Source organism: Pseudomonas sp. SMSB3 (genome assembly GCF_052041965.1).
Taxonomy (GTDB): Bacteria; Pseudomonadota; Gammaproteobacteria; order Pseudomonadales; family Pseudomonadaceae; genus Aquipseudomonas.
Genome location: NZ_JBKGGV010000005.1, coordinates 152,309 through 171,268, shown reverse-complemented (window position 1 = coordinate 171,268; position 18,960 = coordinate 152,309). Strand labels below are relative to the sequence as shown.

The 18,960-nt window shown below is 63.0% G+C and carries 23 protein-coding genes; 10 read left to right on the top strand and 13 right to left on the bottom strand.

What is annotated here, in order from left to right:
- Positions 1 to 134 precede the first annotated feature (134 nt).
- The 4 genes from ftsY (at position 135) to rpoH (ending at position 4,291) form a co-directional block, all read left to right on the top strand.
- The gene (gene ftsY / locus ACLEJW_RS11130) at positions 135 to 1,625 is read left to right on the top strand and encodes a signal recognition particle-docking protein FtsY (RefSeq protein ID WP_313458063.1); all 1,491 of its coding nucleotides are present in this window, start codon (positions 135 to 137) and stop codon (positions 1,623 to 1,625) included.
- A gap of 2 nt (positions 1,626 to 1,627) precedes the next feature.
- A complete protein-coding gene (gene ftsE / locus ACLEJW_RS11125) occupies positions 1,628 to 2,299 on the top strand; it encodes a cell division ATP-binding protein FtsE (RefSeq protein ID WP_145191232.1) in 672 nt (223 codons plus the stop codon).
- Entirely contained in the window at positions 2,296 to 3,324 is a 1,029-nt protein-coding gene (ftsX, locus tag ACLEJW_RS11120) for a permease-like cell division protein FtsX (RefSeq protein WP_313458060.1), read from the top strand. The genes ftsE and ftsX overlap by 4 nt, the downstream gene beginning before the upstream one ends.
- 112 nt (positions 3,325 to 3,436) lie before the next feature.
- Entirely contained in the window at positions 3,437 to 4,291 is an 855-nt protein-coding gene (gene rpoH, locus ACLEJW_RS11115; RefSeq protein ID WP_145191238.1) for an RNA polymerase sigma factor RpoH, read from the top strand.
- A gap of 78 nt (positions 4,292 to 4,369) precedes the next feature.
- On the opposite strand, the gene mtgA is transcribed toward rpoH, so the two are convergent.
- On the bottom strand, positions 4,370 to 5,080 hold the full coding sequence (gene mtgA / locus ACLEJW_RS11110; RefSeq protein WP_145191241.1) for a monofunctional biosynthetic peptidoglycan transglycosylase: 711 nt from the start codon (positions 5,078 to 5,080) through the stop codon (positions 4,370 to 4,372).
- 64 nt (positions 5,081 to 5,144) lie between these two features.
- Between mtgA and ACLEJW_RS11105 the strand changes: the two genes are divergently transcribed.
- The 4 genes from ACLEJW_RS11105 to trmB all read left to right on the top strand — a co-directional run bounded on the left by ACLEJW_RS11105 (position 5,145) and on the right by trmB (position 7,430).
- Complete coding sequence (locus tag ACLEJW_RS11105) at positions 5,145 to 5,516, top strand: DUF423 domain-containing protein (RefSeq protein WP_145191244.1); 372 nt, start codon at positions 5,145 to 5,147, stop codon at positions 5,514 to 5,516.
- A gap of 102 nt (positions 5,517 to 5,618) precedes the next feature.
- Complete coding sequence (thiS, locus tag ACLEJW_RS11100; RefSeq protein ID WP_060513567.1) at positions 5,619 to 5,819, top strand: sulfur carrier protein ThiS; 201 nt, start codon at positions 5,619 to 5,621, stop codon at positions 5,817 to 5,819.
- 66 nt (positions 5,820 to 5,885) lie between these two features.
- On the top strand, positions 5,886 to 6,698 hold the full coding sequence (locus ACLEJW_RS11095; protein WP_145191247.1) for a thiazole synthase: 813 nt from the start codon (positions 5,886 to 5,888) through the stop codon (positions 6,696 to 6,698).
- Positions 6,699 to 6,707: 9 nt separating this feature from the next.
- Positions 6,708 to 7,430 (top strand): tRNA (guanosine(46)-N7)-methyltransferase TrmB, encoded by a 723-nt coding sequence (gene trmB / locus ACLEJW_RS11090; protein ID WP_440777543.1) that lies wholly within the window; start codon positions 6,708 to 6,710, stop codon positions 7,428 to 7,430.
- Between the two features lie 72 nt (positions 7,431 to 7,502).
- On the opposite strand, the gene ACLEJW_RS11085 is transcribed toward trmB, so the two are convergent.
- From ACLEJW_RS11085 to ACLEJW_RS11045, 9 genes are all read right to left on the bottom strand, one after another.
- The gene (locus tag ACLEJW_RS11085) at positions 7,503 to 7,829 is read right to left on the bottom strand and encodes a DUF3392 family protein (protein WP_145191253.1); all 327 of its coding nucleotides are present in this window, start codon (positions 7,827 to 7,829) and stop codon (positions 7,503 to 7,505) included.
- A 9-nt stretch (positions 7,830 to 7,838) separates the two neighbouring features.
- The gene (hemW, locus tag ACLEJW_RS11080; RefSeq protein ID WP_440777542.1) at positions 7,839 to 9,014 is read right to left on the bottom strand and encodes a radical SAM family heme chaperone HemW; all 1,176 of its coding nucleotides are present in this window, start codon (positions 9,012 to 9,014) and stop codon (positions 7,839 to 7,841) included.
- A complete protein-coding gene (gene rdgB, locus ACLEJW_RS11075; protein ID WP_440777541.1) occupies positions 9,011 to 9,607 on the bottom strand; it encodes an RdgB/HAM1 family non-canonical purine NTP pyrophosphatase in 597 nt (198 codons plus the stop codon). Before rdgB ends, hemW begins: the two co-directional genes overlap by 4 nt.
- Positions 9,604 to 10,038 carry a DUF4426 domain-containing protein gene (locus ACLEJW_RS11070; protein ID WP_313297881.1) on the bottom strand — a complete coding sequence of 145 codons (435 nt, stop codon included), beginning with the start codon at positions 10,036 to 10,038 and terminating at the stop codon, positions 9,604 to 9,606. The genes rdgB and ACLEJW_RS11070 overlap by 4 nt, the downstream gene beginning before the upstream one ends.
- 22 nt (positions 10,039 to 10,060) lie before the next feature.
- Positions 10,061 to 10,681, bottom strand: a complete 621-nt coding sequence (gene metW, locus ACLEJW_RS11065; RefSeq protein ID WP_145191265.1) for a methionine biosynthesis protein MetW — start codon at positions 10,679 to 10,681, stop codon at positions 10,061 to 10,063.
- A 7-nt stretch (positions 10,682 to 10,688) separates the two neighbouring features.
- Positions 10,689 to 11,828, bottom strand: coding sequence for a homoserine O-succinyltransferase MetX (metX, locus tag ACLEJW_RS11060; RefSeq protein WP_145191268.1), 1,140 nt, complete (start codon positions 11,826 to 11,828; stop codon positions 10,689 to 10,691).
- Between the two features lie 88 nt (positions 11,829 to 11,916).
- Positions 11,917 to 12,507: a YggT family protein gene (locus ACLEJW_RS11055; protein WP_145191271.1), complete on the bottom strand. Its 591-nt coding sequence runs from the start codon at positions 12,505 to 12,507 to the stop codon at positions 11,917 to 11,919.
- A 10-nt stretch (positions 12,508 to 12,517) separates the two neighbouring features.
- Positions 12,518 to 13,336, bottom strand: a complete 819-nt coding sequence (gene proC / locus ACLEJW_RS11050; RefSeq protein ID WP_440777540.1) for a pyrroline-5-carboxylate reductase — start codon at positions 13,334 to 13,336, stop codon at positions 12,518 to 12,520.
- A 38-nt stretch (positions 13,337 to 13,374) separates the two neighbouring features.
- Positions 13,375 to 14,061 carry a YggS family pyridoxal phosphate-dependent enzyme gene (locus ACLEJW_RS11045; protein WP_145191277.1) on the bottom strand — a complete coding sequence of 229 codons (687 nt, stop codon included), beginning with the start codon at positions 14,059 to 14,061 and terminating at the stop codon, positions 13,375 to 13,377.
- Between the two features lie 66 nt (positions 14,062 to 14,127).
- On the opposite strand from ACLEJW_RS11045, the gene ACLEJW_RS11040 reads away from it, so the two are divergent.
- Entirely contained in the window at positions 14,128 to 15,126 is a 999-nt protein-coding gene (locus ACLEJW_RS11040) for a type IV pilus twitching motility protein PilT (RefSeq protein WP_313297891.1), read from the top strand.
- A 51-nt stretch (positions 15,127 to 15,177) separates the two neighbouring features.
- Here the strand turns inward: ACLEJW_RS11040 and ACLEJW_RS11035 are convergent, their stop codons facing one another.
- Positions 15,178 to 15,807, bottom strand: coding sequence for a C40 family peptidase (locus ACLEJW_RS11035; protein WP_145191283.1), 630 nt, complete (start codon positions 15,805 to 15,807; stop codon positions 15,178 to 15,180).
- A 166-nt stretch (positions 15,808 to 15,973) separates the two neighbouring features.
- Between ACLEJW_RS11035 and ACLEJW_RS11030 the strand changes: the two genes are divergently transcribed.
- Complete coding sequence (locus ACLEJW_RS11030) at positions 15,974 to 16,393, top strand: NINE protein (protein ID WP_440777539.1); 420 nt, start codon at positions 15,974 to 15,976, stop codon at positions 16,391 to 16,393.
- Positions 16,394 to 16,450: 57 nt separating this feature from the next.
- On the opposite strand, the gene ACLEJW_RS11025 is transcribed toward ACLEJW_RS11030, so the two are convergent.
- Together ACLEJW_RS11025 and argS are read right to left on the bottom strand one after the other, a co-directional pair.
- Positions 16,451 to 17,152 (bottom strand): SPOR domain-containing protein, encoded by a 702-nt coding sequence (locus ACLEJW_RS11025; protein ID WP_313297900.1) that lies wholly within the window; start codon positions 17,150 to 17,152, stop codon positions 16,451 to 16,453.
- A 1-nt stretch (position 17,153) separates the two neighbouring features.
- Positions 17,154 to 18,890 carry an arginine--tRNA ligase gene (gene argS / locus ACLEJW_RS11020; protein WP_145191292.1) on the bottom strand — a complete coding sequence of 579 codons (1,737 nt, stop codon included), beginning with the start codon at positions 18,888 to 18,890 and terminating at the stop codon, positions 17,154 to 17,156.
- Positions 18,891 to 18,960: the final 70 nt, after the last annotated feature.

Genomic DNA, 18,960 nt, shown 5'->3' with positions numbered 1-18,960 from the left:
GTTCTGGCCCACAGGTCCATTAAGACAAAACATTGCGCATGAACCAGCCGGCTTCAAAATAGTCTGTTCTGCGTTGAGAGAATTCCCGATGCGCCAGTTGCTGGCCCATCGCTACCCTGAGATAGCCGTCTTCCATGTTTGGTTCCAACGACGACAAAAAAGCGCCGGCTGAGGCTGGCGAGAAAAAAGGCCTGTTCAGCTGGTTTCGCAAGAAGCCGCAGCCACCTGTGCAAGCGGATTCGCCCGCCGAAGAAGCCCCTGCCGTCGAGCAACCTGCAGCCCCTGTTGTCGAGGAGTCTGCAGGCCATGCGCCACAGGTCGCTGAACCCGTCCGGGCCCCGCAACCCCTGCCGGCCGCTGAAGCAGCAGCGGCGCACGAACCGCAGGCAGCGCCCGAGCCAGTTGCCAGCGTACCTGTGCCAGCCACACCGGCAGAGCCTGCTGCACCCGTAAGCAACCTGGTGCTGCCGGTGGCCGAGGAGCCTGTGGCGCTGGTACCGGACCTGGAGCCGACGCCGCCGCCTGCGATCCCGGTGCGCCCAGCACCAGAGCCTGCCGTGGCCGCGCCTGTGGTACCTGCGCCGGTCGCAGCGCCCGCATCGCAGCCCGCCGCTGAACCTGTCGCGGCGCCTGAAGCCACTCCCGAAGTCGCTGCGCAGCCTGAGCCAGCGCCAGTGGCGGCCGCTGTCGAGCCAGCCAAGCCGGGCTTCTTCGCCCGCCTCAAGCAGGGTCTGTCCAAGACCAGCGCGAGCATCGGCGAGGGCATGGCCAGCTTGTTCATGGGCAAGAAGGTCATCGATGACGACCTGCTCGACGAAATCGAAACCCGCCTGCTGACCGCCGACGTTGGCGTCGAGGCGACCTCGGCCATCGTGCAGAACCTGACGCAGAAGGTTGCCCGCAAGCAACTGGCCGATGCCGACGCCCTCTACAAGTCGCTGCAGGAAGAACTTGCCGCGTTGCTGCGCCCTGTCGAGCAACCGTTGCAGGTCCAGGCGCAGAACAAGCCGTACGTCATCCTCGTGGTCGGCGTGAATGGCGCCGGCAAGACCACCACCATCGGCAAGCTGGCCAAGAAGCTGCAGCAGGACGGCAAGAAAGTCATGCTGGCTGCTGGCGACACCTTCCGCGCCGCGGCAGTGGAGCAGCTGCAGGTGTGGGGCGAGCGCAATCAGATCCCGGTGATCGCCCAGCATACGGGCGCCGATTCCGCCTCGGTGATCTTCGATGCGGTGCAGGCTGCCAAGGCCCGTGGTGTCGATGTGCTGATCGCCGATACCGCCGGGCGCCTGCATACCAAAGACAACCTGATGGAAGAACTGAAAAAGGTCCGCCGAGTGATCGGCAAGCTCGATGCCGAGGCGCCGCACGAAGTGCTGTTGGTGCTCGACGCGGGCACCGGGCAGAACGCGATCAGCCAGGCCAAGTACTTCAATCAGAGTGTGGCGCTGACAGGCCTGGCGCTGACCAAGCTCGATGGCACCGCCAAGGGCGGGGTGATCTTCGCCCTGGCCAAGCAGTTCAAGCTGCCGATCCGCTTCATTGGTGTCGGCGAAGGCATCGACGACCTGCGTACCTTCGAAGCAGAGCCGTTCGTCAAGGCCCTGTTCGCCGAGCGAGACTGACCATGATCCGATTCGAGCAGGTTGCCAAGCGCTACCCCAATGGCCATGTCGGCTTGCATGAGCTCAGTTTTCGGGCGCGGCGGGGTGAGTTCCTGTTCGTCACCGGGCACTCGGGGGCAGGCAAGAGCACCTTGCTGCGTCTGCTGCTGGCCATGGAGCGCCCAACCAGCGGCAAGTTGATGCTGGCCGGACAGGACCTTGGCCAGATCAGCACCGCGCAGATTCCGTTCCTGCGTCGCCAGATTGGCGTGGTGTTCCAGAATCACCAGCTGCTGTTCGATCGCACGGTATTCAACAACATCGCCCTGCCGCTGCAGATTCTTGGCCTGTCCAAGGCCGAGATCGCCAAGCGCGTCGACTCGGCACTCGAGCGGGTGTCGCTGTCCGACAAGGGCGAGCTGTTCCCGGCCGATCTATCGACCGGGCAGCAGCAGCGCGTTGGCATTGCCCGGGCCATCGTCCATCAGCCAGCGCTGTTGTTGGCGGACGAACCGACCGGCAACCTCGACCCGCGCCTGGCCGCCGAGATCATGGGCGTGTTCGAGGACATCAACCGGCTGGGCACCACGGTGCTGATCGCCAGCCACGACCTGGCATTGATTGCGCGTATGCGCCACCGCATGTTGACGCTGCAGCGCGGTCGTCTGATCGGCGACGGGGAGGCCGGGCAATGAGCACCACACGTACACCCAAGGTTTCCGAGCGCGTGGCGCCCAAGGCTGCCGATCCGCAGCCCGGTAAAAAGAAACGCGGCGATCACGACGACGACGGTCCGGATTTTCGCACCCTGCTGCATGCCTGGCTGGAAAGCCACCGTGCCAGTCTGGCCGACAGCTTGCGGCGCCTGGGCAAGCAGCCGATTGGCAGCTTCTTCACCTGCCTGGTGATGGCGGTGGCGCTGAGCATGCCCATGGGCCTTTCGCTGCTGCTCAAGAACGTCGAGAAGCTCGGCGGCTCCTGGCAGCGGGCGGCGCAGATCTCGCTGTACCTCAAGCTCGATGCCGCTGACCAGCAAGGCCAAGCCCTGCGCGATGAAATCCTGCGCATGCCGGGTGTCGCCGAAGCGCAGTACATCAGCCCCCTACAGGCGCTGGAAGAGTTCCAGCAGCAGTCCGGGCTGGGCGAAGCCCTGCGCGAACTGCCCGACAACCCATTGCCTGGTGTGGTGGTGGTGACCCCGACCGAGGTCGACAAGCCTGCTCTGGAGGCCTTGCGTCAGCGCCTTGCCGAGCTGCCGCGGGTGGAAAATGCCCAGCTCGACCTGGTCTGGGTCGAGCGCCTGGCAGCCATCCTCAAGCTGGGTGACCGTTTTGTGTTCGGTTTGGCGGTGATGCTTATCTCGGCACTGCTGTTAGTAATCGGTAACACAATTCGTCTACATATCGAGAACCGCCGCATCGAGATCGAGGTGATCAAGTTGGTCGGGGGCACCGACAGCTACGTACGCCGGCCTTTCCTCTACATGGGGGCCCTGTATGGCTTGGGTGCTGGAGTGCTGGCGTGGGGCATCCTGGCGTTCGGCCTGAACTGGCTGAACGATGCCGTGGTAGGGCTCTCGGGCTTGTACGGCAGCGATTTCGCCCTTGCAGGCGTGCCGGCATCAGATGGGTTCTCGCTCTTGATCGGGGCGGTATTGTTAGGGTATATCGGTGCCTGGATTGCGGTCGCACGCCACCTGAACGAGCTGGCACCGCGATAGTTTTTACTCGCCAGTATTGACAAATCATTCACAAGGGAACTTGCATAGTGGTTCCCTGGTCAATGTTGGTAGCGCTCACAAGGCGCGAATCTAGCAAGTCGGAGGTTCTTGAATGACCACATCGTTGCAACCTGCCTATGCCCTGGTGCCTGGTGCAAACCTGGAAGCCTACGTGCACACGGTCAACAGCATCCCGCTGCTGTCTGTCGAGCAGGAGCGAGATCTGGCCGAGCGTCTCTACTACGAGCAGGATCTTGAGGCCGCTCGGCAAATGGTGATGGCCCACCTGCGCTTCGTCGTGCACATCGCGCGCAGCTACGCAGGCTATGGCCTGGCCCAGGCTGACCTGATCCAGGAAGGCAACGTTGGCCTGATGAAGGCGGTCAAGCGTTTCAACCCTGAAATGGGTGTGCGGCTGGTGTCGTTCGCCGTGCACTGGATCAAGGCCGAGATTCACGAGTTCATCCTGCGCAACTGGCGCATCGTCAAGGTCGCGACCACCAAGGCGCAACGCAAGTTGTTCTTCAACCTGCGCAGCCAGAAAAAACGCCTGGCCTGGCTCAATAACGAAGAGGTGCATCGCGTTGCCGAAAGCCTCGGCGTCGAGCCACGTGAAGTGCGCGAGATGGAAAGCCGTCTGAGTGGCCAGGACATGGCCTTCGACCCGGCCGCCGAAGCGGACGACGACAGCGCCTTCCAGTCGCCGGCACACTACCTTGAAGACCACCGCTACGATCCGGCGGTACAGCTCGAAGACGCTGACTGGAGCGACAACTCCACCAGCAACCTGCATGAAGCCTTGCAGGGTCTGGATGAACGTAGCCGCGATATCCTCTACCAGCGTTGGCTGGCAGAGGAGAAAGCGACTTTGCATGAGCTGGCTGACAAGTACAGTGTCTCGGCGGAGCGCATTCGTCAGCTTGAGAAAAACGCCATGAACAAGGTCAAGGCGTTGATCGCCGCCTGATCGACCTTGGTTGCAAAAGAGCCGCTCGCCCTCATGGGTAAGCGGCTTTTTTTATTGCTCGTGACCTCAGACGGGCCGTTATAGCTTGCGCGAGGTATCCAGCTGCATGAGATAGCCGGGGCCGCCAAGCTGGCTCATCTGCCGGCGAATCCACCCGGCCCGGCTGGCCACATAGGCGCTGGGTCGGCCGGCGCTCCATTTGATCGGGCTGGGCAAAACCGCCGCCAGCTGTGCTGCCTGCTGGCGACTCAGGCGGCTGGCGTCGGTGCCGAAGTGATAACGTGCTGCAGCCTCGGCACCGAAGACGCCCGGGCCCCATTCGGCGCTGTTGAGGTAGACCTCGAGAATGCGCTCCTTGGACCAGAACAGCTCGATCAGCGCCGTGAACCAGGCTTCCAGCCCCTTACGCAACCAACTGCGGCCGGACCACAGGAACAGGTTCTTGGCCACCTGCTGGGTCAGCGTACTGGCCCCGCGGATGTTGCCGCCGCGTTCGTTGTAAGCCAACGCAGCCTGGATCGCGGGAATATCGAAGCCCCAGTGGCTGGCGAACTTCTGGTCTTCACCGGCGATTACCGCGACCTTGAGTTCATCCGAGATGTTTTCCCAGGGCTGCCAGTCTCGCTGCAGGTCGATGGCTTCGCCGCTGAGCCAGGATTGCACCTTGCGCTCGACCATCAGGGCCGTACCTGGCGGCGGCACCCAGCGAAACACCAGAACCAGCACGATACTGGCGGCAGCGAACCAGAGCAGGGCACGTACGAGGCGGCGCAGAAGGGATGACAGCATGGCGATGACTTGGCCGGACCGTTGGAACGGGCCATTATACAGACCCGATACAAGGAGTCGTCCCATGCTTCGCAGCTTCCTCATGCTTGCTGCCTTCTTCGGCTTTACCGGCGTCGCCCTCGGCGCATTCGCCGCACATGGGCTGAAAAACCGCCTGAGCGCCGATTACCTGGCGATCTTCCACACCGGCGTGACCTATCAACTGGTGCACGCCTTGGCCATCTTTGGCGTCGCGCTGTTGGCCGCGCACTTGCCGGGTCGGCTGGTCGGCTACGCCGGGGGGCTGTTCGCCTTGGGGATCGTGCTGTTCTCCGGCAGCCTTTACCTGCTCACCCTCAGTGGCCTGGGCAAGCTGGGCATCATCACGCCGATCGGTGGCCTGTGCTTTCTCGCCGGTTGGCTGTGCCTGGGCCTGGCGGCCTGGCGTTTAGGCTGACCAAGCGGTCCACAATCGCGACTAATGGCGCGCAGCACCCTTGGGTTCGGATGTTGATCGGCGCTAGAATGCGGGCCCCAAAGCACAACGGTGGCCGTGCACATGCGCATTCAACTGAACGGTGAGCCTTATGAATTGCCTGCTGGCGAGAGCGTCGCGGCCCTGCTGACGCGCCTTGAACTTGCCGGGCGCCGGGTGGCGGTAGAGCTCAACCTGGATATCGTGCCGCGCAGCCAGCACGACAGCACCCAGCTTAACGAAGGCGATCAGGTCGAAGTGGTTCACGCCATCGGTGGCGGCTGAGCCGTCTGCCGCGATTCACCTGCGTGATTCACCTGATAGCCCCGTAACCTTTGCAGAGGAACATCGATGAGCAACGTTCGCAGCGACAAGCCTTTCGTCCTGGCCGGGCGCACTTTCCAGTCGCGCCTGCTGGTGGGCACCGGCAAATACCGTGACATGGAAGAAACCCGTCTGGCGACCGAAGCGTCTGGCGCGGAGATCGTCACCGTGGCCGTGCGCCGGACCAACCTGGGCCAGAACGCTGGCGAGCCGAACCTGCTCGACGTGCTGTCGCCCGACAAGTACACCATCCTGCCGAACACGGCTGGTTGCTTCGACGCCGTCGAAGCCGTGCGTACCTGCCGCCTGGCCCGTGAACTGCTCGATGGCCGCAAGTCGCACGAGTCGCGAACCTTGGTGAAGCTGGAAGTGCTGGCCGACCAGAAAACCCTGTTCCCCAATGTCATCGAAACCCTCAAGGCTGCCGAAGTGCTGGTCAAGGATGGCTTCGACGTGATGGTCTATACCAGTGACGACCCGATCATCGCCCGGCAACTGGCCGAGGCAGGCTGTATCGCGGTCATGCCATTGGCTGGGCTGATCGGCACTGGCCTGGGCATCTGCAACCCCTACAACCTGCAAATCATTCTGGAAGAATCCAAGGTCCCGGTCCTGGTCGATGCCGGTGTCGGTACCGCTTCCGATGCCACCATCGCCATGGAAATGGGCTGCGAAGCGGTGTTGATGAACTCCGCCATCGCCCACGCCCAGCAACCGGTGCTCATGGCCGAAGCCATGAAACACGCCATTGTCGCCGGCCGCATGGCCTACCTGGCCGGCCGCATGCCGAAAAAACTCTATGCCAGCGCTTCCTCGCCGCTGGATGGTCTGATCAAGTAAGAGCTCCCGATGACTGATTCGCAAGATACGCCGATCGCCGCCGACGGCGACCAGCGCCCGCACCGCCGCATCAAGAGCTTCGTGATGCGTGCTGGGCGCATGACCGAAGGCCAGCAACGCGGCCTCGACCAGGGCGGCCCGCTGTATATTCTGCCGCTGGCCGAAGCCCCGGTGGACTACGACCAGGTATTTGGCCGTTCGGCGCCGCGTACCCTGGAAATCGGTTTCGGCATGGGCCACTCCCTGCTGGAGATGGCTGCGGCTGCCCTTGAGCAGGATTTCATCGGTGTCGAAGTGCACCGTCCGGGTGTCGGCGCGCTGCTCAATGGCGTGTTGACCCAGGGCCTGACCAACCTGCGGGTCTACGATTGCGACGCCATCGAAGTACTCAACCGCTGCGTTGCCGACAACAGCCTCGACCGCCTGATGCTGTTCTTCCCCGACCCATGGCACAAGGCGCGCCATCACAAGCGCCGCATCGTCCAGCTGGAGTTCGCTGAACTGGTGCGCCGCAAGCTCAAGCCGGGTGGTGTATTCCACATGGCGACCGACTGGGAACCGTACGCCGAGTACATGCTGGAAGTGATGAGCGCAGCGCCGGGCTACCGTAACCGCGCCGAGGATGGTGCCTACGTGCCACGACCGCCGGAGCGGCCGATCACCAAGTTCGAGCGTCGCGGCGAGCGGCTCGGGCATGGCGTATGGGATCTGAAGTTCGAGAAAGTCGATTGAGCGACCGACCGCATCGTTCGCGATGAGCCAAAAAACCGCTCTGAGAAGAGCGGTTTTTTTATGGGATCTACATCAGCCGCGGCGGTCCGCCACCACCCCTATCAGCACCAGCACCACCACCAACACGGGCGCCAGCGCATAGTTGTTGAACTGGCCAAGACCCTTGATCACCCAAGGTGTGGCGTAGATCAGTGCGGCGCCGCTGCCAAGCATCACCAGCAGGGCCATGAACGGGACGCGCAGCGCCCCGGCCAGGCCGCCCAGGCGTTGCTCCACCCAACCCTTGATATCAGTACCAAACAGCACCAGCAGGCAACCCACCAGCGCCAGCGAAATCTCCGAGAGGTTGCTGCGGCTCCAGCGCGAAACCGTGGCGAGCAGGTCGAGTACCAGGTCCATGGATCATCCTTAGGTCAAGAAATACTGCAGCAGGTCATTGAGGAACAGCTGGCCGCGCGCGGTGGCCGCCAGACGACCCGGTTCGACCTGCAAAAGGCCTTTTTGTTCGGCAGCGCGGCGCGCTTCGGCCAGCTGCGCCAACGGCAGCCCGGTGCGCTGGGTGAACAACTCGGCTTCAACGCCATCCGTCAGGCGCAGGGCGTTCATTAGAAACTCGAACGGCAACTCATCCACCGGCAACGGTTTCTCGCCGGCCTTGAAGGGCTTGGCCAGGTTCAGGTAGTCCTTGGGCAGCCGGGTCTTCCAGGTACGCACGATACGACCGTCGGTGAATGTCAGCTTGCCGTGCGCACCGGCGCCAATGCCGATGAAGTCACCAAAGCGCCAGTAGTTGAGGTTATGGCGCGCCGCGCGATCGGCCTGGGCATAGGCTGAAACCTCGTACTGCTTGAAGCCATTGGCCGCCATCAGCGCCTGGCCGGCTTCCTGGATGTCCCACAGGATGTCATCTTCCGGCAGCTCCGGTGGCTGGTTCCAAAACACCGTGTTGGGCTCGACCGTCAGCTGATACCACGACAGGTGCGTTGGCCCAAGGTCAATGGCCTGACGCAGATCGGCAAGGGCGTCACCGAGGGACTGCTCGGGCAGGCCATGCATCAGGTCCATGTTGAAGTTGTCGAAGCCTGCCGCACGCGCCATGCCAGCGGCGCGGATCGCTTCGTCACCGTTGTGGATCCGGCCGAGCGCCTCCAGCTTGGCTGGCTGGAAGCTTTGCACGCCGATGGACAGGCGGTTGATGCCGGTTTGCCGGTACGCTTTGAATTTGTCTTGCTCGAATGTACCGGGGTTGGCCTCCAGGGTGATTTCGATATCCGCAGCGAACCCTATGCGCTGCTCCACACCGCGCAGCAGGCGGCCCAGGGCTTGGGCGCTGAACAAGCTAGGCGTGCCGCCGCCAAAGAAGATCGACGACAGCTGACGGCCCTGCACCGCAGGCATCTCAAGGTCGAGGTCGGTCAGCAGCGCGTCGACGTAGGCCTCTTCCGGCAACGCTGGCCCGGCAGCGTGAGAATTGAAGTCGCAGTACGGGCATTTGCGTACGCACCACGGAATATGGATGTACAGCGCCAAGGGCGGCAGGCCTGCTAGCGCCTGCGCACCGTTCTGGGGCAGCGTGGCGATCATGCCAGGCCCAGACGTTGGCGCAGCAGGGTCATGGCCCGGGCGCGGTGGCTGAGCTGATTCTTGTCGGCCGGCGCGAGGTCGGCGCTCGAACACTTGCGCTCCGGTACCCAGAACAGTGGGTCGTAGCCAAACCCATGCTCACCACTGGCCTCGAACAGGATGCTGCCATGCCACAGGCCTTCGCAGAGGATCGGCAATGGGTCATCGGCGTGGCGCACCAGGGCCAGCACGCAAACGAATTGCGCGCCGCGCTCTTGTTGCGGAACATCTTTCAAGGCATCGAGCAGCTTGGCGTTGTTCGCCGCATCGCCCTGGCCATCGGCATAACGCGCCGAATAGATGCCCGGTGCCCCACCGAGGAAGTCGACGGCAAGACCTGAATCGTCCGCCAGCGCTGGCAGGCCGGAAATGCGCGCGGCGTTGCGGGCCTTGAGGATGGCATTCTCGACGAAGGACAAACCGGTTTCTTCAGGTTCGACCTGACTGAACTCGCCAATCGAGCGCAATTGCACCGATTGGCCAAGCATGGCTTGAAGTTCCTTGAGTTTGCCGGCGTTGTGGCTGGCCAATACGAGCTGCTGGAAATTCATCATTCTCCGGGGAACACTTGCTGGTTGAAACTCAGTGGATGGCTGACGCCACCGGTTTCGACGTTGAGGTCGAAGATCAGGGTCTGGGCCTGATCGATCTTGAATTGGGCAATGTAGTACACCGAGCCTTGATCGATGATCTGCCGGAACGACAGCGGGCTGGCGCGACCGGTGAGGTCTTTGACCGTACCGCTGACTACCGCCGTGGCGGGCTTGCCGGTCTTGATCACTGCCACATTGAGCACCCCCTGGTTCTTGCTGCGGTCAAGTCCGGTGCTGGCGGCGATGGCCGGTTGCAGCATGCTCGAGGTGAAGGCGCTGTAGTGCACCGTGACATCACCGAACACCGCCTTGCGCTCGCCGCTGGCGGCATCGGCCGCCAGCACGGGGAAGCTCAGGCACAGGCACATCAGCAGCAGGGCTAGGCGACGCATGGTGCAATTCCTCGAGTAGGCGTCAAACGGCCAGTTTGTGCTCCTGCAAACCTGGGCTGCTGACACGGTAGATGCCGATTTCACCCAGAAGATTAGGCCAAAGCCGACCGCCCCACCCGTTGCGGTGCAGATGGTCGACGGCCAGGCGGTCCAGCACCTTGGCCTGACGCTCATGGCACAGCTCTTCGAAGTCGGCGAAGGTGCAGAAGTGAATGTTCGGCGTGTTGTACCAGGTGTAGGGCATGAAGTCCGACACCGGCATGCGGCCCTTGGTCGCCAGGTACCAACGGCAGCGCCAGTGACCGAAGTTGGGGAAGGTGATGATGCACTGGCGGCCCACCCGCAGCATTTCGTCGAGAATGCGGTCGGGGTATTCCACCGCCTGCAGGGCCTGGGTCATCACCACCACGTCGAAGCTGTTGCTGGCGAAGTTGCCAAGGCCCTTGTCCAGGTCCTGCTCGATGACGTTGACGCCCTTGGCCACACACGCGGCGATATTGTCGGCATCGATTTCCAGGCCATAGCCGGTGACTTGCTTGCGATCACGCAGCGAAGCCAGCAGCTCGCCGCTGCCGCAGCCAAGGTCGAGGACCCGGCTGCCGGCAGGGATCCACTCGTGGATGATTTCCAGGTCGGCTCTCATGCTGTCCTCAAATGGCGATGCGATTCATATAGTTCGCGAAACCTTGCATGTAGCGAGGTGTGGGGATCAGGAAGGCATCGTGCCCATAGGGCGAATCGATCTCCAGGTAACAGACGTTCTTGCGCGCGGCCATCAGCGCGTCGACGATTTCCCGCGAGCGTGCCGGGGAGAAACGCCAGTCGGTGGTGAACGACATGATGCAGTAGTCTGCAGTTACATGCGCCAGGGTGGCTGCCAGATCGCCGCCATTGGCCGCTGCCGGGTCGAAGTAGTCCAGGGCCTTGGTCATCAGCAGGTAGGTGTTGGCGTCGAAGCGACCGGAAAACTCTTCGCCCTGATAGCGCAGGTAGCTCTCGACCTGGAACTCGACGCTGTGGAAGTCGTAGTTGAGTTTGTCGCTCTTGAGCTCACGGCCGAATTTCTCACCCATCGAGTCGTCGGACAGGTAGGTGATGTGACCGACCATGCGCGCCAGCATCAACCCTCGCTTGGGAATCACGCCTTGGTCCTGGAACGAGCCACCGTGGAATTCGGGGTCGGTCAAGATGGCCTGGCGCGCCACTTCGTTGAACGCGATGTTCTGGGCCGAGAGCTTGGGTGCCGAAGCGATGTCGACACAGTGACGCACGCGCTCTGGATAGGTCATGGTCCACTGCAGGGCCTGCATGCCGCCGAGGCTGCCGCCGACGATGGCGGCCCACTGGGCGATGCCCAGGCGATCGGCCAGGCGCGCCTGGCTGTGTACCCAGTCTTCCACGGTCAGGATCGGAAACTCGGCGCCGTAGGGCTTGCCAGTGGCGGGGTTGATGCTGCTTGGGCCGGTGCTGCCGTTGCAGCCGCCGAGGTTGTTCAGGCTCACCACGTAAAAGCGGTTGGTGTCGATCGGCTTGCCTGGGCCGATGCAGCTGTCCCACCAGCCCGGCTTGCGGTCGGTGACGGCGTGATAGCCAGCAGCGTGGTGATGGCCGGAGAGGGCATGGCAGATCAGCACGGCGTTGCTCGCGCTGGCGTTCAGGGTGCCGTAGGTTTCGTAGACCAGCTCGTAGCTGTGCAGCGACCGGCCGCAGGCCAGGGCCAGGGGCTCGTCGAACCTGGCAATTTGCGGTGTAACCAGACCGACGGAATCTTCGGGAAGGACAGTGGACATCGACCCTGCTCACGCTTGACGGAGGCGTAAGTCTAAAGAGCACTCCCCCCAGCGGCAAGCGCAGGCTTGCCGCGGCGGGCTACAAGGGTCAGATCATGCGCCACAGTTCCTGGGGCATGCCGGCGTAGGCGGCCAGCGGAGGCATGACGAACGACTGGATCACCTGGATGGCGAGGAAGGCGAAGATCGGCGAGATGTCCATGCCGCCCAGGTTGGGCACGATGCGACGGAACGGCGCCAACACCGGCTCGCTGATCTGCCAGGCCAGCTCGGCGGCCGGATTGTTGCTGTTAGGCGCGACCCAGGAAACGATCACCATGACGATCATCGCCACCCAGAAGATCTTCAGGAACAGCGAGGTGATGCCGATGATGGCCCACATCAGCAGGTGCAGCACGTCACCGAAGGTGCCGTAGGTGACCATCAACACGAAGCCCATGAGCAGGGCCTGGATGACGATCGCCAGCAGCAAGGACGAGGTGTCCAGGCCGCCGATGCTCGGAATTACCCGGCGAATGGGCTTGAGCAGCGGCTGGGTCGCACGTACGGCGAACTGGCTCAGCGGGTTGTAGAAGTTGGCCTTGACCAGTTGCAGCACGAAGCGCAGCAGGACGATCACCAGGTACAGGCTGACCAGGGTTTGCACCACGAAAATCGCGGCGCCGGACAGTGCATTCATTGACAGCTCCTTATTTGCCCAGTTGTTCGGCCAGCTCGGCGGAGCGCGTGGACGCCGCTCGCAGCGCCTGCTCGACGATGGCTTCGAAACCATTGCCCTGGAAAGACTTGATCGCCGCTTCGGTGGTACCGGCTGGCGAGGTGACCCGGCGCCGCAGCTCGGCGGCATCGACATCGCTGGCCGCGGCCATGTGCGCGGCGCCCAGCGCGGTTTGCAGGGTCAGCTGCGAGGCGGTTTCGCGCGGCAGGCCGAGCTTTTCGCCGGCGGCGGTCATCGCTTCGATCAGCAGGAAGAAATACGCAGGACCACTGCCGGAAACCGCGGTCACGGCGTCCAGTTGCTGCTCCTGTTCCAGCCACAGCGCAGTGCCGACAGCCGACAGCAGCTGCTGCGCCTGTTGCCGTTGCGTATCGCTGACCTCGGCGGTGCCGTACAGGCCGCTGACGCCCTGGCGCAGCAGCGCTGGCGTGTTGGGCATGCAGCGTACCACCGGGATCGCCCCGAGCCACTGCTGCAGGCTGGCGCAGGTGATGCCGGCCGCGATCGAGACGATCAGCTGGCCGTCCTTGAGGGTCGGCTGCAGGCTCTGGCACACCGCCTTCATGACCTGCGGCTTGACCGCCAGCACCACCACGTCAGCGCCGTCGATGGCCTGGGCGTTGTCCTCGAAGGCTTCGATGCCGTGTTCGGCCTGGATCCGGCTGCGGGTGTCGGCGCCGGGGTCGCTGGCGCGGATCTGCGCCGCGTCCATCCCTTGCGCACGCAGCCCGCCGATCAGGCTGGCGGCCATGTTGCCGGCGCCGATAAAGGCAATACGCGTTTTGCTCATGTCAGGTCCTTGAGGGAAAGAGTGAGTAAAGCATGGAATCAAAGCGGCCCGTAGTCGCGAGCGCCGAACAAGGCGGTACCGATGCGCACCCAGGTCGCTCCCTGGGCAATGGCTGCTTCCAGGTCATGGCTCATGCCCATCGACAAGGTGTCCAGGGGCAAATCCAAGCCGTGCTGCAACTGGCGCAGGGTGGCGAACGCAGCTTCCTGGCTGGCGCGGTCATCGCTCGGCTCGGGGATCGCCATCAAACCGCGCAGACGCAGGTTGGGCAGCGCCGCAACAGCGTTGGCCAGTGAGGCCAGGTCGGCCGGTGCGCAGCCGGATTTGCTGTCCTCGCCGCTGACATTGACTTGCAGGCAGATGTTCAGCGGTGCCAGGTGCGCAGGGCGCTGTTCGGACAGGCGTTGGGCGATCTTCAAACGGTCCACGGAGTGCACCCAGTCGAAATGTTCGGCAATGGCCTTGGTCTTGTTCGACTGAATAGGGCCGATGAAGTGCCAGATCAAGGGCAGTTCAGCGAGTTCGAGCTGTTTGGCCAAGGCCTCTTGCAGGTAGTTCTCGCCGACGTCGAGCACGCCGGCAGCGTGGGCCTCGCGAATGGCGCTGGCCGGTTTGGTCTTGCTCACCGCCAGCAGGCGGACGCTCGCCGGATCGCGCCCGGCTGCCAGTGCGGCGCGCTCGATGCGGGCGGCGAGGGCGCTTAGGTTGTCTGCTATGGTGGACATGGATCGCTGCCGTCGGCTCTGAAGGTCTGCGGCATTCTACCTGCTTGATGGCCTTTGGGGAGTCTCATGGACGTGACCGACCTGTTGGCCCGGGCCGCTGATGCAGGGGCGAGTGACCTGCATCTGGCTGCGGGCGATGTACCCATGCTGCGCATCGATGGCGCACTGCAGCGCATGGCGCAGCCGCGCGTGAGCACGCCGGCGCTGCGCGACGCCCTGGCGCCACTGCTTGAGCGGCACCACTGTCAGCAGTGGTTGCAAGGTGACGAACTGGACCTGGCGCTCGATCTGGACGGGCTTGGGCGTTTTCGCGTCAATTTGTTTCGGCAGCACAATGGTCTGGCCGCCGCGTTCAGGCTGATAGCGCCGCGCATCGCCAGTGTCACAGAGCTGGATCTTGACCAGGTATACCAGGCTGTTGCTGCGCAGGCAGACGGCCTGGTGCTGATCGGCGGGCCCACCGGCAGTGGCAAGTCCAGCACCCTGGCCGCGTTGATCGACCGACTCAATCGGGAACGTGCACTGCATATCGTCACCCTCGAAGACCCTGTGGAAGTCATCCACAGCGGCCATCGCAGCCTGGTCAACCAGCGTGAAATCGGCCGGCATTGCCGGGATGTGGCCCAAGGCCTGCGCAGCGCCCTGCGCCAGGACCCCGATGTCATCATGGTTGGCGAACTGCGTGACCTCGAAGCCATTCGCCTGGCCCTGCGCGCGGCGCAGACCGGTCACCTGGTACTGGCCACCGTGCACACACGCTCGGCTGCCGGCAGCATCGATCGCCTGGTGGAGGTATTCGCTGCCGAAGAAAAACCGCTGGTGCGGACCCTGCTGGCAGACTCGCTGCGTTTGGTCGTGGTGCAGCGCCTGATCAAACGCGTGGGGCCCGGGCGGGTAGCGGCGCGCGAGGTGCTGGTAGCGACGCCAGCGGTGCGCAACCTGATTCGCGAGGGGCGGGTCGCGCAGCTGTGCTCGGTGATGCAGGCGGGCGCGGCGCAGGGTATGCGCACCATGGAGAGCGCGCTGCAAGTGTTACGGGAGCAAGGTCAGATCAGTGCTGGCTAGTGCCGTTTCCCATGCCTTTGCCGGCGCTGTCGCAAAGACGCGGGAATCGACTCAACGCTTGGCCAGGTTCAGCTGCTGCGACGCTTTGGGCAGTACCCGCTTGGCGACCACGTAGTGCTTCTGCCAGTAAGCTTTGCTCAGGTTGTCGATGCTCACCCGCTTGCCGCGGCGCGGGGCATGAATGAAGCGGTCGTTACCCAGGTAGATGGCAACATGGTTGACCCGCCGACTCTTGATGTTGAAAAAGATCAGGTCGCCGGGTTTGAGGTCGTTTTTCGCCACCTTGACGCCGTGGCCCTGGGCCATGGCATTGGAAGTACGCGGCAAATCGACATCTGCCACGTCGTTGAAGGCGTATTTGACCAGGCCACTGCAGTCGAAGCCTTTTTTCGGGCTGCTGCCGCCCCAAACATAAGGGGTACCGAGGACGTTGACCGCGCGGCTGAGCACGTCGCTGCTCTGCTTGGGCGACATTGCCGCCACGGCAGGCAGCTTGTGACCCTTGCCAGCGGCGCTGGTGCGTGCCTCGAGGGTCGCATGCTTGACGGGGGCGCGTTTCACCGAGGCGTTGGTGGTGTAGCCGGTGAAACCGTTGGGAAGACGTTGCTCACGATTGGTGGCGTGGGCGGCCAGGGGCAATAATAGGCAGAGGGTCAGCCATGTCTTGATCAAAGGCGGCATAGTTGAAGCTCTTATGAAAGTTGTGTGTATTGGCGCGCAACTTTATAACAGCTTTTTAATCAGTTTCTGAGCCGTTGGTCGATTGTCATGCTGCCGTATGTCGGCCTTGGACAGAAAAGTCACATTTTTGTTTAGAAAATTTTTGGATAAGCCACGAGGGCAATCGATGAATACCTACCAGCACAGGGCTCCGTCCCACGACACCCACAGCAAAGTCATCGGCTACCTGTTGTGGATTTTCGGCTTCACCGGCTCGCACCGTTTTTACTACGGCAAGCCGATCACCGGGACCATCTGGTTCTTCACGTTGGGCTTGCTGGGCATCGGTTGGCTGATCGACCTGTTTCTGATCCCGGCGATGGACCGCGAAGCCGACCTGCGTTTTCAGTCCGGGCGCACCGACTACAACATTGCGTGGATCCTGCTAACATTCCTTGGGATCTTCGGGGCCCACCGCCTGTACCAGGGCAAATGGATCACGGCGGTCATCTACTTCTTCACCGGCGGCCTGTTCCTGGTCGGCGTGCTGTATGACTTCTGGACCCTGAACGGGCAGATTTCCGAAGCCAACGCGCGTCGTCGCTAAACCCGCGTCGGAAGCGAAAAAAAAGCCTTGCCGCGCAATGCGGCAAGGCCTCTTTCGTCACTGGCGGGTCTGTCGCTGCTGCAGCAGCAAGTTGCTGAAGCCTGCGCCGGCCAGTTGCTTCTGGGCACCGGTCAGCTGCTCGCGATTGCTGAACGGGCCAACCAGGACCCGGTACCAGGTTTCTTCCTTGACGGTGCCTGATTCGACCTTGACCACCTGGCCAAGCAGGATGATCTGCGCGCGAACCTTGTCGGCATCGGCCTGCTTGCGGAACGAGCCTGCCTGCAGGAAGTACTGCGTGGTCGCTGCGGGCTTGATCACCGGTGGCGCAGGCGGTGGGGTTTGCCCCAGCAAGGCGGCCTGGGCACGGGCGGTGTCGATTTTTGCCGCCTCTGCCGGCGTGACCGGGGTAACCGGCTGCGCCGGAACCGGTGGTGTCTTCTCAGGCACTGCTTCGGGCGGCACGATCACTTCCGACTCAGGCAGCAGCGTGTAGAAGTCGTACTTGGGCTTGACCGGCTGTTGCGCTGTCGCGGTGGCCGTCGACTTGCTCGCTTCGGCGACCTTTTCCGGCTTCTGCTGCTCAGGCTTGGTGCGTTTGATATCTCCCCCGCCTGGCTCGAGCTTCATCAGAAAGACGATGAAAGCACCGACCGTCAGCCCGACCGCCAGCCACACCCAGCCTGGGATCGGCTGCTTGGCAGGGGCACTTTGACGGCTGGCACCGCGTTTGGGAGCAGGTTTTTTCTTGGCAGCCAACTTACATGCGCTCCAGGGTTTCCAGGCCCAGCAGCTCCAGACCTTGCTTGAGGGTGCGGCCGGTCAGAGCAGCCAGGCGCAGACGGCTTTGCTGCTGCTCCGAGGTGTCGGCGGCGAGGATCGGGCAGTTTTCGTAGAAGCTCGAGAACAGCCCGGCGAGGTCGTACAGATAGCTGCACAGCACGTGCGGCGTGCCCTTCTCGGCGACGTTGTTGAGAATCTCGCCGAACTGCGCCAGACGCGCAGCCAGGTCCTGCTCGTGCGCCGCTTGCAGCACGATGTGGCCATCGATTTCATCGAAGCCCTTGCCCAGCTTGCGGAACACGCCGGCGACGCGGGTGTAGGCGTAGAGCAGGTACGGCGCGGTATTGCCTTCGAAGTTGAGCATCAGCTCGAAGTTGAAGCTGTAGTCGCTGGTGCGGTGCTTGGACAGGTCGGCGTACTTCACGGCGCCGATGCCGACCACTTCAGCGATGCGGCGAAGGTCGTCCTCGGCCAGGCTCGGGTTCTTCGCCTTGACCAGGGTGTAAGCGCGCTCCTTGGCCTCGGTGAGCAGATCGATGAGCTTGACGGTACCGCCATCGCGGGTCTTGAACGGGCGGCCATCGGCGCCGTTCATGGTGCCGAAGCCCATGTGCTCCATCTGCATCGGGTGGCCGATGAAGCCGGCGCGGCGAGCCACTTCGAACACCTGGTTGAAGTGCAGGGCCTGGCGCTGGTCGACGAAGTACAAGGCGCGGTCGGCCTTGAGCACGTTGCTGCGATAACGCACCGCGGCCAAGTCAGTGGTGGCGTACAGATAGCCACCATCGGCCTTCTGCACGATCACCGGCAGTGGCTCGCCTTCGCTGTTCTTGAATTCTTCCAGGAACACGCATTGTGCGCCCTGGTCCTCGACCAGCAAGCCCTTGGCCTTGAGGTCGGCAACCACATTGGCCAGGTCGGCGTTGTATGCGCTTTCGCCCATGACATCGGCCATGGTCAGCTTGACGTTGAGCAGCTCGTAGGTTTTCTGGCAGTGCGACAAGGAGATGTCCTTGAAGCGTGTCCATAGGGCCATGCATTCCGGATCGCCAGCCTGCAGCTTGACCACCAGGCTGCGCGCGCGGGTGGCGAACTGCTCGGATTCGTCGAAGCGCTTCTTGGCCGCGCGGTAGAAGTTTTCCAGGTCCGACAGCTCATCGCTGGTGATGGGGTTTTCTTCGAGGTAGGCCAGCAACATGCCGAACTGGGTACCCCAGTCGCCGACGTGGTTCTGGCGGATGACCTGGTCGCCGAGAAATTCCAGTACGCGGGCAACGCTGTCACCGATGATGGTCGAGCGCAGGTGGCCAACGTGCATTTCCTTGGCCAGGTTCGGCGCCGACAAGTCGACCACCACTTTCTGCGCAGGGCCGGCCTTGCGCGCCCCCAGGTGGTCATCGGCGAGGGCCGCGTCCAGGCGTTGGGCCAGGGCGTCGGTGTTCTGGAAGAAGTTGAGGAAGCCAGGGCCGGCGATTTCGACTTTGCTGATGTCGGTGCTGGCCGGCAGCGCCTGGATGAGTTTCTCGGCCAGGTCGCGGGGTTTCATGCCGGCCGGCTTGGCCAGCATCATGGCGATGTTGCTGGCGAAGTCGCCGTGGGTCTTGTCCCGGGCGTTTTCCACCTGAATCGCCGGCGAGAGCCCTTCAGGCAGCACACCGTCGGCGACGAGTTGGGTGAGGGCTTGCTGGAGCAGCTGGCGAATGGTGTCTTTCATGGGAATCTCTTTTCGACCGCAAGCGCGGTGGAGCGCCTCGATGCGCAGGTGGAAAAACTGGGTATTATCC